Annotated in this window: 11 protein-coding genes; all 11 read right to left on the bottom strand. The window is 33.0% G+C overall.

Annotated elements, in window-relative coordinates:
- Nucleotides 1–34: 34 nt before the first annotated feature.
- The 11 genes from ACFS3A_RS16330 to ACFS3A_RS16280 all read right to left on the bottom strand — a co-directional run bounded on the left by ACFS3A_RS16330 (nucleotide 35) and on the right by ACFS3A_RS16280 (nucleotide 12,804).
- Nucleotides 35–211, bottom strand: coding sequence for a histone H1 (locus ACFS3A_RS16330; RefSeq protein ID WP_026729959.1), 177 nt, complete (start codon nucleotides 209–211; stop codon nucleotides 35–37).
- Between the two features lie 517 nt (nucleotides 212–728).
- Nucleotides 729–1,118 (bottom strand): hypothetical protein, encoded by a 390-nt coding sequence (locus ACFS3A_RS16325; protein ID WP_379826628.1) that lies wholly within the window; start codon nucleotides 1,116–1,118, stop codon nucleotides 729–731.
- A 19-nt stretch (nucleotides 1,119–1,137) separates the two neighbouring features.
- On the bottom strand, nucleotides 1,138–1,485 hold the full coding sequence (locus ACFS3A_RS16320) for a hypothetical protein (RefSeq protein ID WP_379826627.1): 348 nt from the start codon (nucleotides 1,483–1,485) through the stop codon (nucleotides 1,138–1,140).
- A 451-nt stretch (nucleotides 1,486–1,936) separates the two neighbouring features.
- Complete coding sequence (locus ACFS3A_RS16315; RefSeq protein ID WP_379826626.1) at nucleotides 1,937–2,680, bottom strand: rhamnogalacturonan acetylesterase; 744 nt, start codon at nucleotides 2,678–2,680, stop codon at nucleotides 1,937–1,939.
- Nucleotides 2,681–2,700: 20 nt separating this feature from the next.
- Nucleotides 2,701–4,056 carry a glycoside hydrolase family 28 protein gene (locus tag ACFS3A_RS16310; protein WP_379826625.1) on the bottom strand — a complete coding sequence of 452 codons (1,356 nt, stop codon included), beginning with the start codon at nucleotides 4,054–4,056 and terminating at the stop codon, nucleotides 2,701–2,703.
- 21 nt (nucleotides 4,057–4,077) lie between these two features.
- Nucleotides 4,078–6,078 (bottom strand): pectate lyase, encoded by a 2,001-nt coding sequence (pelA, locus tag ACFS3A_RS16305; RefSeq protein WP_379826624.1) that lies wholly within the window; start codon nucleotides 6,076–6,078, stop codon nucleotides 4,078–4,080.
- A gap of 7 nt (nucleotides 6,079–6,085) precedes the next feature.
- Nucleotides 6,086–7,675 (bottom strand): glycoside hydrolase family 43 protein, encoded by a 1,590-nt coding sequence (locus tag ACFS3A_RS16300; RefSeq protein ID WP_379826623.1) that lies wholly within the window; start codon nucleotides 7,673–7,675, stop codon nucleotides 6,086–6,088.
- A 126-nt stretch (nucleotides 7,676–7,801) separates the two neighbouring features.
- Nucleotides 7,802–9,025, bottom strand: a complete 1,224-nt coding sequence (locus ACFS3A_RS16295; protein WP_379826622.1) for a glycoside hydrolase family 88/105 protein — start codon at nucleotides 9,023–9,025, stop codon at nucleotides 7,802–7,804.
- A gap of 23 nt (nucleotides 9,026–9,048) precedes the next feature.
- Complete coding sequence (locus tag ACFS3A_RS16290) at nucleotides 9,049–10,269, bottom strand: glycoside hydrolase family 88/105 protein (protein WP_379826621.1); 1,221 nt, start codon at nucleotides 10,267–10,269, stop codon at nucleotides 9,049–9,051.
- A gap of 31 nt (nucleotides 10,270–10,300) precedes the next feature.
- Entirely contained in the window at nucleotides 10,301–11,239 is a 939-nt protein-coding gene (locus ACFS3A_RS16285) for an alpha/beta hydrolase fold domain-containing protein (protein ID WP_379826620.1), read from the bottom strand.
- A 122-nt stretch (nucleotides 11,240–11,361) separates the two neighbouring features.
- Nucleotides 11,362–12,804 carry a glycoside hydrolase family 28 protein gene (locus ACFS3A_RS16280; protein ID WP_379826619.1) on the bottom strand — a complete coding sequence of 481 codons (1,443 nt, stop codon included), beginning with the start codon at nucleotides 12,802–12,804 and terminating at the stop codon, nucleotides 11,362–11,364.
- Nucleotides 12,805–12,989: the final 185 nt, after the last annotated feature.

Genomic DNA, 12,989 nt, shown 5'->3' with positions numbered 1-12,989 from the left:
AAAAACCTCGCCAATTGACGAGGTTTTAGTTGTATTATTTTTTTGATTCTTCGATAGAAACTTTTCTGAACTCTTTTAAAAGTTTTTCAATTTCTAAAGTAGCTTTACGTGCTCTTGGACCTGCAGCTTTAATTCCTTTTTCAGTTAAAGATTCAGCTTCTGCTTTAAATGTGTCAATTTCGGCGTTGATTTTTACTAATAAATCTTTCATGCTTATATATTGTTAAATTAAGCCACAAAAATAAAAGTTTGTGTGATAGTTACAACAAAATTGCTGTTAAATTTAATGCAGTTTTTCATTCATTTTCTTTACAATAAATTGACTCATTATTTTGTCAAACCCTTTGCAAACACAAATAACTAACAATCAAACACTTATTTTTTAAAAAAAATATCTACAGTGCCTTCGATGCTTTGTAGATAACATATCTGAATACAAAAAAATGTATGAAATATAGTAGAATGCGATTGTTTTTCTTTGTAAAGAAGGGGACAAATCAGGCTAAAAAGGGAGAGTTCATTGCAAATAATACCTTATTCAGGATCACATTTTTGGAGGAGGGGTCGTTGAGAATGCTTTTATCTATTTTGGTTTTGGCTGATTTTTTACTTCAATTTCTAACTTTTTCTGAAGAAACGTATAACAAAATGCAGGAAAGGAAATTGTTCTTAACCTGCCAATTTTGGTTCTACTATCATTAAAGTAGTTAAACAAAAAAATAAAATAATTACATTAGATAGTACATAGCCTTATAATATTCAGGAAATTTTGTAAGGTTACTATCTGATTTTTTAAACGAAATTTTCTCATTTTTAAAATCCAGTTTCTTTTTAAAAAATGATTTTAATTCTGTAAAAATTTCCTGTCTTGTTTTAGATTCATCAAACAAAATCAAGCTATTTATTATCTCTAAAAATGACAGACTGGTATAAAACTGTTTATCAAATAAACAAACTAAAACATTTGCACTTCGATTTTCTTGCAAGAAACCAAGCAATTCCTGTCTTTCATAAACTACATATACAATACGGTCATATTGCTTGATTTTATCTTCACTATTATCAAAAAAAGATTTTTCATGAAAATCAAAATCAGCTTTTAATCTTCTTTTAAACATTTTCAAAAAGATCCCTTTATTATCTTGCTCCTGGTGCTCCATCACCTCCTGCGATTCCTGAATTGCCTCCTCCTTCTCCGGAAACAGCTATTCTGTTCCATCTTCCTTTATACCAGTAGTAGTAACCAGGTGTAATATCTGTTGCAATTACAGTATTAAAAACTAACAAACTTTCAACATTTCGTGGTTTAATAGTTGTAGCATCTGTTGTGCTTTCTAATGCAACTCGGGGAATCAAAAGCCCCTTATCACTTGCAAAAATATCCAATTGCGCAGAAGAATTTGGCTCTACTGTTCCTACACCTACCTGTGAATAAGCAGAGTAAGACCCTAAAGCGACAAATAATGGGAGTAATCTATTTTTCATGACCTTTCAATTATTATACGTTTTATTTTTTGTTTGCTATAAGAGAATGATTATCAGTAAGATTTTTACAGTGTAGATAAAAACCTTACAAGATTCCCTACAACAGACTCATAATCAAAAACTTATTTTCAGAGTGCAAATTTCTCCTCAAATACCTTTAATTTTTGCCAGTAAAAGTTTTTAAACTTATAGATTAAGACATATCTTATAAAAAACGACTAAAATTTGAAAGACAGGGTATTAAAAATATACCTGTAAGTCTTAAAATCGATTAAGACATTTTGAAAAAAGTTAAATAAAATTCTGTTAGAAAAAGACATGAGACATTCTGGAAATTAATAGTTTAGTTCTTTTCCAGCTCAAAAAATGTTACTCATTGTATAAATAGCATAAAAAAAGGAGAGAATATAAATTCTCTCCTTTTTTGAAGTATTACTATAAAATTTACTTTTTATTTAATTCCTTTTTTAAGACTCGATACTAACGGATTATTAAGTGCTTTAATCTGATCTACTACAATTTGTGCAATTTTTGTAGCTCCCAATACAGAAAGATGGGTATCATCTGCTTTATCTTTATCGTAATAAGGATTCTCTCCTGCTTTGAAATGTAAATGCAATGCTTTTGATTTTTCCGGTCCGTAGGACTGTTCCAGTAATTCTGTATAATATTCCAGATCAATAAAAGGCACTTTGTATTCTTGTGCCACCAGACGCGTCTCTAAAGGATAATCTCCATGTGTGGGAACTAATACTCCTTTGTCATTGAAATTACGTCGGGAAATGGAAGTCAATAATACCGGTATTGCTCCTTTTGCCCTGCTTTCTTTTACAAAACGAATCAAATTGTATCTGTAGGCGGTATGTGGATTAGTATAACGTGAAGAATCTTCTATTTTCTCATCATTATGTCCAAATTCGATAAACACATAATCTCCTTTTTTCAATTTATTGTAAACAGAGTCCCAGCGTTTCTCGTTGATAAAGCTTTTGGTACTTCTTCCGTTTACTGCCTTGTTTATCACTACTATATCATCTTTAAAAAAAGATTGTAATACCTGTGCCCATCCGTGTTCCGGATTACGCTCCGGATCTTTTTTATTTGCCATTGTCGAATCACCAATACAATATAATGCTGTTTTTTGTGCAAAAGATACTGATGTTATCAGAAGGGTTATTAGAATGTATTTTTTCATTTTTAATCTGTTATTATTTTTTAAGGTTTTGAAACCGCAGTTGGTACACTTGCTCTCTGCCCAATAAAAACGTCTGTCATTAAAACATTTTCGGCATTCTCGTTGGACAAGGCATTTTTAGCTTCTTTGATTTCAATATTTTTTAAAGTGATGTTTTGAATCTTTTTATCCGGAAACCCCTGAATAACTATTCCGGATTCGGAAGCTTTGTTGCAAGTAATATTCGAAAAATGTACATTGGATATATCCGACTGAAAACCTTTTCCTTCTCCATGATAATTAGCTGTGATGTAAATACAATCTTCTACCTGGTCTAATTTTAGATCCTGAACAAATATATTCTTAATATACCCTCCACGGTCTGCGTTAGTTTTTAAATAAATGCCTCTTTTTAAATACCCAACGGTTTTGCAGTTTTCTACAAAAACATTTTGTACCCCAGCTGACATTTCACTACCAATTACAACTCCATGAAGTCCTTTAAAATTACAATTTCTTATTACAATATTTTCACTCGGTGTTGCTGTATTGGCTCTTCCTTCGTGATCACGTCCGGCTTTAATTGCAACATTATCATCGCCATTATTAAAGGTTACATCCTCAATCAGAACATCTTTGGCATATTCAGGATCAATACCATCGTTATTGTGGTTTAATGATTTATAACTTATTCCGCGAATTGTGATACTTTGCGATTTTAGTAAATGCAGACACCAAAATGGGGAATTCTCAATTCGGATATTTTCAACTAAAATATTCTTGCAGTTTAAAAACTGAATCATTTGAGGTCTTAAAAAATAACCTTCACCAAATTTTCTTTCTGTAACAGGAGTATTATTATGATTCATTTCACGGCTTCGATTTTTACCTGAACCTTCTTTTGCTTTAAAAGTTTTCCAATTTCTTCCTCCTTCTCCATCAATTGTTCCTTCTCCGGTAATCGCTATATTGTTACAGTCATTTGCATAAATCAGCGGACTGTAATTATAAAGCATCGTTCCTTCCCAGCTTGTTAAAACTAGCGGAAGATAATCTTTCGGATTGTCGCTAAATTTGATTTTTGCTCCTTTTTCAATCTTCAGGTTAACATTACTGACAAAATGTATGGGGCCGTTTATTTTATAAATTCCTTCCGGTACAATTATAGTTCCGCCCTTATTCTTTTTACATAAGGCCATCGCTTTATCAAAAACCTTTTTGTTATCGGTAACAGAATCACCTTTTGCTCCTAATTTCAGCACATTAATTTGATAGGACGGAATTAGCGGAAGCTGAATTGTTTTTACAATCGAATCTGCTTTATCAGAAGGGAAATCGCTTTTTTGGGAGAAACTAACCCAGGAAAGCAATAAGAGAAAACAATATTTGAAGTTCATAAATTCTATTTTTAAGCAATTCTAATTTGAATACCAATTTACAGCCTTATCTTTAAGAATGTTTTCGGTAGTATACTGCAGGGCTTCTTTTTTCGAAAGCTGATGTGACCAGCTTACTCTTTTAGATGGCTGAAAACCTTCGCCTGTACAATTGTATTCTGCATAAAAAGCACTTTTTTCTGCCTCGGGTTTAGACCAATTCTCCCAGCCTTCCGGTTTAATTTGTTTTCCCATTTCACAATTGATAAATACTGTTTTGGCATAAATACGCCAGGGTCTGCCCAGATAAACATCTTTAGCATCAGGATTCGCCGTCAGTTTGCAATTTTTGAAAACAAAGCCAAAAGCTATTCCTGCAGGAGTTGAGGCAGCTGTAACATAAGAGCTTTTGATGCTGTGAATAATACAGTTTTCAAACAAGGCTGTAGCTCCTCCAAAAATAAAATCGGTGGTACCTTCAATATAACAATCTTTAAAATATTGTTTTGCTTCTTTCCCTGATAAATACAAGGTGTCCTGATTTCCTAAAAGATTACAATTTAAAATTTTTACTCTGTTTCCTGTAACAGACAATGCGATTGCCTGACCATGTTCTCCCGAAGTGTTTTTAATCGTTAAATTAGATACCAAGAAATCGTCTCCTTCAACTAAAAGTGTGTAGGTATAAAAAGTACTGTTTCTTCCTAAAGCAATTTTCGAAAAATTATCATCAAAAGTAATGATGGTATTTTCTTTACTTTCTCCTTTTAAGATTACATTATTATTCCATTCCGGAATTCTGACTTTTTCATTATAAATTCCGTTTTTTACATAAATTGTAACTTTCTCATAAGGAAATGCCGGACATGCATAAACCGCATCCTGAATCTTTGAAAAATCTCCTGAACCATCCTGTGCAACAGTAATTAAAGTCACATTTTTCTTTTCAGCAGAAGAGACTTTTGTACCATTTTTTACTGCCCAGTCCGGGAATTTCTTTAATACTTCTTTTGGTGCTTCTGTATACCAGGAATAACCATTTCGTCTTTCTGTACCAATTTGATCAAGTGATTTCTTTTTAATTCCATCCCGATCACAAAAAAAAGGTTCATTGTTTTCCAAATCCATAAATCGAGCCCAGATTGGTGCTGCATTTACAGCCGGAATCATTTTTTTGTCTGTAATTTTTCCGGCATCATTTACAACTCTCTTCTCTTCTAAATTAGTAATTTTAGTCTTTTCAAACCATTCAACAGCACTTTTTACTGCCGTAACTATTTCTCGTGAAGGTTTATCAACGGACATTAAAAGCAAAACAATTTTTGCAGACTCATAACCGCTTAATGAAACCAGTTCAAAAGCCCTTGCATTTGCCGGAGCCAAAGTAACTTCATCATGCTGTGCACACCATGCCGTTAAAACTCCATTTTGTTTGTACTGTGTTTTTAAAATACAGTCAATTCCTTTATCAAAAGCTTTTTTACATTTTTCGACAATTTCTTTAGAAGGTTTGATACTGTAGTAATCGGTTTCATCAGCAACTGCTCTTATTACATTCATTATATTGATCATCGAATCATCATTATAAGTAATGTGTGTATAATATCCTTTTTTTAATGGATAAAACTGAGGCCAGCCACCATTTGCATATTGCGCTTCCAACAGATAGTTTAATCCTTTTAGAAAAGATGCAGCATAACGTTCGTCTTTTACCTGAGCATACATTTTGGACATGAAAAGCATTTCCTGACAAGTAGCTCCATTGTCTGTTGTGGTTTCAACTGCAGTCTTTTTTAGTGCAATCAGATCTTTCTTCTGCTTTTCTGTAAGTTCTTGCTGCATCTGAATGTTTTTTGGCCAACCACCAATATCTCTTTGATATAGCAAAACATTATCAGCTATTTTTTTTGCTTCCGCCGAAGAAAACCAGGCTGCATCACTTTTACGGATTATTTCAGACCAGTTTTTGTAAGTATTTTGAGCCTTTACCATAAAACTGCAAAGGCATAAAAAAAGTAGTATTTGTTTTTTAAACTGCATCATTTCTTTCTTATTTCGTTACTCTAAACCAATCTACGGCTACATTTCCGGAATCATTTTTTACTTCTTCGCCTAAAGCAAAAAGTCCGACTTTAGCACCAATCCATTTTCCTTCTCTAGCTTTAAATTCATTTCCAATTGCCTGGTAATTCTTATCCTCTAAACTGTAAAAGAAAGTACATAAACCATCTTTTTTAATTTTTACCCTTAAATAGATTGTGTTGTTTTCTATCAGTACAGCTTTAGTTTCTGTTTCTGAAACGGTGCTGGCAAAAGTTCCTGTTTTCTGATTTAGGTATAATTTTCCATTATCATTTTTAAAAGAGAGATAACTATAATCTAATCCCATAATAATTAAACCTGTACTTTCCCCATTGTATCTGGCATTGAAAGTAAGTTTTGCAGTTACCGTAAATTCCTCTGCCGGAAATTTCTGCAGCAGTAAATTTGGTGCATTAAAAATGGTAGTGGTTGTTGTATTACAAAACAAATTAAGATAACCTAAACTGGTAGGAAATCCCCAATTGATTTGTTTATTGGCCTGCCACTGCCATTGTAATCCTAGTGTGGGTTCGTTAAACTCATCTGAAGTTTTCGGGACTTCTATTAGATATTTTTTGCCAACATCTGGTTTCTTATAAGTAGTAACAGGCTCTCCGATTCCGTTTTTATCAAAATCCTGTCCCATCACCGGCCAGTCGTTTTCCCACTTCATAGGCTGTAAATGGACAATTCGTCCGTAAGCTCCTTTATCCTGAAAATGAAAAAACCAGTCTTCACCTGTCTGAGTTGTTACCCAAGCCCCCTGATGTGGACCGTTTACAGTTGTAGAACCTTGTTCTAAAACCTTTTTCTTTTCGTAAGGACCAAAAACATTCTTTGATCTTAAAATTGTCTGCCAGCCTGTAGGTACTCCGCCGGCAGGAGCAAAAATGTAATAATATCCATTTCGTTTATAAAACTTTGGTCCCTCTATCGTTTCTTCTCCTTCATGTCCGTCAATTATCATAACTTCATCATTATTAATAACAGTACCATCCAGGTTCATTGTACAGACTACTAATAAACTTTTAATCTGTGCCCGGCTTCCTGCAAAAGCATGAGTCATATAGGCTTTGCCATCAGTGTCCCAAAGCGGACTCGGATCTATAAGTCCTTTTCCAGCTTTAACCAAAAGAGGTTCAGACCAAGGTCCTTGCGCTTTTTTGGCTTTAATCATATAAATTCCGAAATCAGGATCCGGATAATAAATGTAAAACTCATTTTTATGATAAGTAATACTTGGCGCCCAAACTCCATTTCCGTGTTGTACCCTGTCATATGTTTCATACGGCGGTTGTTTAAGCAATGCATGACCTATAATTTTCCAGTTTACCAAGTCTTTTGAATGTAATATTGGTAAACCTGGTATACAATTGAATGAAGAGGCTGTCATATAATAATCATCACCTACACGAACAACATCCGGGTCTGAATAATCAGCATGAAGAATTGGATTTGTGTATGTACCGTCTCCATTATCAGGAACCCAGACTTGCGCTGTGCTTTTCTGAAAGAAAAAAATGGAAAGCAGTAAAAGGATGATTTTTATATTTTTCATTATAGAGGTATTTGACTTTTAAGAGACCTAACAGGTTTTAAAAACCTGTTAGGTCTTTCTTATAACTTTTGGATTCAAAACAAATCCGACAGGTTTTTAAAATCTGTCGGATTTGTTGAACTTTTTTTATCTATTCAATTCTAAAGCAGCCAAAATAAAAGGGCCTGTTGCTTTAGGATCGTTGTCCTTTTTTCTTTCGTTTACATAATATTCGTAAGATCCGTCACGGTAAGGATTTCCTCCTAAACCAGCAACCTGACAGCAGTTTGTTAATGTGATTCCGCCATCTTCATCAACTTTTTTAATTAAAACTGTACTTAAACCGTCGAAAGCTTTATTGGCAGCTTTTTTAAATTTAGTCGGTAAATAACCTTTATTTGCTCCTTTTGCAAAAGCATACGAAAACATAGCAGAACCAGAAGCTTCTAAATAATTTCCTTTTTCACCACCTTTGTCTGTTACCTGATACCATAAACCTGATTTATCCTGAAATTTAAGTATAGCTTCAGATGTATTATTTAGATATTTAACCAATTCTTTACGTTTTGGATGATCTTTCGGCATATAATCTAACACATCAACCAAAGCCATTACGTACCAGCCTAAAGATCTAGACCAGAAGTTTGGAGAATTTCCTGTTTCTTTATTAGCCCAGGGCATTTGTTTACTTTCGTCCCATCCGTGGTACAATAATCCTGTTTTGGGATCTGTTGCTTTTGACTGAATCAACTCAAATTGTTTAGCAATATCATCAAAACTCTTTCCATTCTCAAATTTAGCAGTGTATTCAGCATAGAATGGTTCCCCCATATATAAACCGTCCAGCCACATTTGGTTTGGATAGATTTGTTTATGCCAAAAACCGCCGCTTGCCGTTCTTGGTTGTTCTGTAAGCTGTTTGCGGATTAATTGTAATGCTTTTAAATATTTCTCTTCTTTTGAATAGGCGTAAACATCAAAAAGTAAACGTCCCGGAAGTACTAAATCAATATTAAATTTATCAAACTCATAAGTATTGATACTTCCATCTGCCTGTACCAACTGATCAACATAACCTCTTACATAAGCTTTATATCTCGGATCAGGATTTTTTTTGTACAATTCTTCAATTGAATGTAAGACCAGAGCATGAACATAATCCCACTTTGGCTTTTTAGCATCATCCAACATATAAGATTCAGGATGGCGTTTCATTAATGTCAAAGCCATTTTATCAGACCACTTTGCATTTTTTGCAATTACAATATCCTTTTTTGCCGGTTCCTGAGAAGTTACTTTACAACTTGTAATGGTCATAACGCAGATCATCAAAACCGACATCCAATAACTTTGCTTTCTATTATTTTTCATTTCAAAATATATTTAAATTCTAATTATTTATTTAACTCTATTGCGGCAAGTAAAAACGCTCCAAGGCCTATCGCACCGTTATCTCTTGGTTTTGAAGTAAGATAATATTCGTTTGTTCCGTCCCGAAAGGGTTTTCCTCCTAAACCAATATTTGATGACACATTCAAAACATTTACTTCTCCTTTTTTATCTACTTTTACAAACTCTTTCACAAAACTGTCAAAAGATTTTTTGGCCTGTGATTTATAACTTCCTCCCAAATAACCTTTATTTGCCCCTTTTGCAAAAGCATAAATAATCATACCAGAAGCAGATGGCTCAACATAATTTCCAAACTTTTCCGGTTTATCTGCTACTTGATACCATAACCCGGATTCACTTTTATATTGATTTACATTCTTTGCAATCTGATTCAGATATCCCTCCAAAACTTTATATTTTGGATGTGACTTTGGAAAATAATCTAATGTCTCTACCAAAGCCATCATGTACCATCCAATTCCTCTTCCCCACATTGTTGGTGAAGTTCCTGTTTGTTTATCTGCCCAGCCAATTTCTTTGCTTTCATCCCAAGCCTGATATACTAAACCTGTTTTTTTATCTACCATATAATTTTGCACTAATTCAAATTGTTTGGCAATGTCATCTAAACTTTTTCCTTTTTCATACTTAACTGAAAACTGTGCATAAAATGGTTCTGTCATGTACAAACCATCAATCCACATTTGATTTGGATAAATCTCTTTGTGCCAAAATCCTCCACTAGCTGTTCTAGGCTGTGTTTCTAATTGTGTTCTTAACTTTCCAATTATCTCAAAATAGCGCAAATCTTTTGTAATATCATACAGATTAAACAGCAGTTTTCCTGGATTTAAATAATCTATATTATATTCTTTTATATCATATTTTTTTATATTTCCAGTGCTGTCAATCATTTCGTCAACATACTCCTTGATATAATTCAGGTATTTTTTATCGTTTGTTTTTTGATATAATTTTTCAAAACCGGATAATACAAATCCCATTTTATAATCCCATTTTGGCTTTTCGTTTCCATCCAGCTGCCAAGCCTGTGGATATTTGTTTAAGATCGTAAGCGCCATTCTTTCCGACCATTTTAAATCGTAAGAAATAATTGCCTGTACTGATTTATTCTGATTTTGAGCTATTGTTTTAAAACCTAAAAAAAATAATAAAACAATTGCCGTTTTAAGTTTAATCTTTGTAAGTAGAGATTGATACATAATTTTTACTAGTTTACATTTTAACTCTAAATTACTTAAAAATCTTATCTAAAAATCCTACAGTATACGAAATAGTCTGTCCAAACCAAGGTTCATAAAACCAAAAGGAATGGGGTGAATCAGGAATCGTATGTACTTCATTGTAAATTTTATACTCATTCAAAATTTTAATCATATCATCTCTTCCCGCATGAAATCTTGGAATACTGCTACAGATAAACAATGTTGGCGGCGTATTTTTATCGGTATGGCTTAAAGCAGAAGCATTTTTCCAGTTTTCAGGAATTTCATTTGATTTACCGCCTAACCAAAATGCAGCGACTTCTCCTTCTGTAGATTCTGGGTGTTTCATTGCCAAAACTCCGTCTACATCGATGATTGCATTTACTTTTGATGATGATTTACTTTTAAAAGTCTTGTCTTCAAAAATTGGATTGTTGTTTGTGGTTCCAATCAAAGCCGCCATCTGTCCTCCTGCAGAACAACCTAAAACGGCTATTTTATTGGGATCTACATTAAATTTTGAAGCATTGTCTTTGATAAATTTTATAGCATTTTTTACATCAATAACTCCTGTTGGGTATTTTGCTTCCAATGACAATCTGTATTCAATAGAAAAAGTGGTATATCTTTTTGCAGCAATTTCTTTTCCCATAAACTGCATCTGATCTTTATTTCCAGATCTCCATCCGCCTCCGTGAATCATAATTACAGCTGGATTTTTTTTCTGTTTTTTATTGACAAAGGCATCAAAATGAAGTACTCTCTCTTTTTCTTTATTGTAAACCAAATCAAACATTTCCTGAACATCTGGATTTGGTTTAACCTCTGGAATGGTAATAAAAGGATGTTTCTTAATTAATTTAGCATAAGTGCTTTTTATAGTATAAGATGAATCAATCTGATATTGCTGACTCTGTGCCACAACGACATAAAAAAACACCAATAAAATTAATTTCAATTTCTGCATTTTTATTTTTATTTTTCGGTTAAGAAAGGAGCTTAACAGCAGTTAAACTCCTTTTTAACTCCTTCAAAAAACAATACTCTCAAAAAATTTTCAAATTACTAATTACCAATTTTGAGAAACTCTTATTTTACAGATTCTACTTTTTTTCCATTAACGTAGGTATCTATAAAATTTATATTTTTCACATTTTTCAATAAATAGAGTGAATCTACTTTTTGAATTTTTACATTTTTTAATGTGATGTTTTCAACTGGTGATTCAGCATAGCCATCTGCCCAAACACTGTATTTACCACCATTTTTTACGTTTACATTTTCTAAACTCACATTTCTGATTGTTGGAATAAAATTTCCGGTCTGAGATCCGTAAACATTATAAAACATATTGAGTTTTAAAACACATTCTTTTACAGTTCCCACTTCCAGATTTCGAACAAAAATATTTTCAATAACTCCGCCTCTTTTGGAATTGGTTTTAATACGAATGGCACGATCCAGATTGGGACTGTCCATTACACAATTTTCAACAAAAACATTGTTTACACCTGCAGAAATTTCGCTTCCAATGACAACACCGCCATGACCATCGATCATTTTACAGTTTTGAACAATAATATTTTTACTAGGAATCGCTACTCTTCTACCGTCTCCATCCCGACCTGCTTTAATCGCAATACAGTCGTCTCCTGTGTTGAATGTGCAGTTTTTGATTACAATGTTTTGAGAATATTCAGGATCGCAGCCATCATTATTTGGCCCGTGGCTGTTAACCGTTACACCATCGATAATCATGTTATTGGTTTTTATTGGATGTAAAATCCAAAAAGGAGAATTTATAATGGTAACATCTTTTATCAATGCAGTATTGCACTCAAAAAACTCAATAAAATTTGGCCTCAAATAGCGTCCTTCTCCAAAAACTCTTTCTGATACAGGGACTCCTTTTTCAGCCATATCAACTAAAACTTCACGATTTGTTGGATCATTTTGAGACGGTATCCCTTTTTTCCAGCCATAATTTTTTCCACCAGACCAAATCCACCAATTTGTGCTGTCTGCCTGACCATTTAAGGTACCTTTTCCTGTAACAGCTATATTAGTTTTATTTTTAGCATAAATAAGCGGTGAATAATTCATTACTTCGGTTCCTTCCCAGGAAGTATGAACAATTGGATAATCTTTAGGATTTAAGCTAAAAAGGATTTCAGCATTATCTGCTAAATGTAAATTGACATTACTTTCTAAATGGATTGCACCGGTTAAATATTTACCGTTTGGAACCAAAACTTGTCCTCCGCCATTTGCAGCACATTTTTTTATTGCTCTTTCAAATGCTGCTGTATTTAAAGTTTTACCATCTGCAACAGCTCCAAAATCATTTATGTTGTAAATTTTTTCAGGAAACTTTGTAGCAGGAATACTTTTCAAAACTAAATCCATTTTCTTCCATGGATTAACATCATTTAAAGAAGAAGATGAAAGTTGTTTTGAACAGGATACAAACAACACACCAAAAAAGGTTAAAAATAAAATTTCTTTGAATGTGATGCTCTTATTTGTAATCATTTGAGTAGTAATTTCTTGTTTAATAACTAAAAATGCGCAAAAATTATGTAATCGATTACACGAAAGTAGAAAAATTGTTCTAAGACACCAAATTTATTTAGAAAAAAATTATATATTTAATTTTTATTATAAAATTTAATTACATTTAATGCAAAAATTTAGATAATTTATTATCATTGTAAAAC

Origin of the sequence: Flavobacterium notoginsengisoli (genome assembly GCF_042686225.1) — a bacterium.
GTDB classification, from domain to species: domain Bacteria; phylum Bacteroidota; class Bacteroidia; order Flavobacteriales; family Flavobacteriaceae; genus Flavobacterium; species Flavobacterium notoginsengisoli.
This window is presented reverse-complemented; position numbering and strand designations above follow the sequence as displayed.

Coding starts and splice junctions, on each gene's coding strand:
- ACFS3A_RS16330 (WP_026729959.1), bottom strand. CDS start 211: ATGAAAGATTTATTAGTAAAAATCAACGCCGAAATTGACACATTTAAA.
- ACFS3A_RS16325 (WP_379826628.1), bottom strand. CDS start 1,118: ATGTTTAAAAGAAGATTAAAAGCTGATTTTGATTTTCATGAAAAATCT.
- ACFS3A_RS16320 (WP_379826627.1), bottom strand. CDS start 1,485: ATGAAAAATAGATTACTCCCATTATTTGTCGCTTTAGGGTCTTACTCT.
- ACFS3A_RS16315 (WP_379826626.1), bottom strand. CDS start 2,680: ATGAAAAAATACATTCTAATAACCCTTCTGATAACATCAGTATCTTTT.
- ACFS3A_RS16310 (WP_379826625.1), bottom strand. CDS start 4,056: ATGAACTTCAAATATTGTTTTCTCTTATTGCTTTCCTGGGTTAGTTTC.
- pelA (WP_379826624.1), bottom strand. CDS start 6,078: ATGATGCAGTTTAAAAAACAAATACTACTTTTTTTATGCCTTTGCAGT.
- ACFS3A_RS16300 (WP_379826623.1), bottom strand. CDS start 7,675: ATGAAAAATATAAAAATCATCCTTTTACTGCTTTCCATTTTTTTCTTT.
- ACFS3A_RS16295 (WP_379826622.1), bottom strand. CDS start 9,025: ATGAAAAATAATAGAAAGCAAAGTTATTGGATGTCGGTTTTGATGATC.
- ACFS3A_RS16290 (WP_379826621.1), bottom strand. CDS start 10,269: ATGTATCAATCTCTACTTACAAAGATTAAACTTAAAACGGCAATTGTT.
- ACFS3A_RS16285 (WP_379826620.1), bottom strand. CDS start 11,239: ATGCAGAAATTGAAATTAATTTTATTGGTGTTTTTTTATGTCGTTGTG.
- ACFS3A_RS16280 (WP_379826619.1), bottom strand. CDS start 12,804: ATGATTACAAATAAGAGCATCACATTCAAAGAAATTTTATTTTTAACC.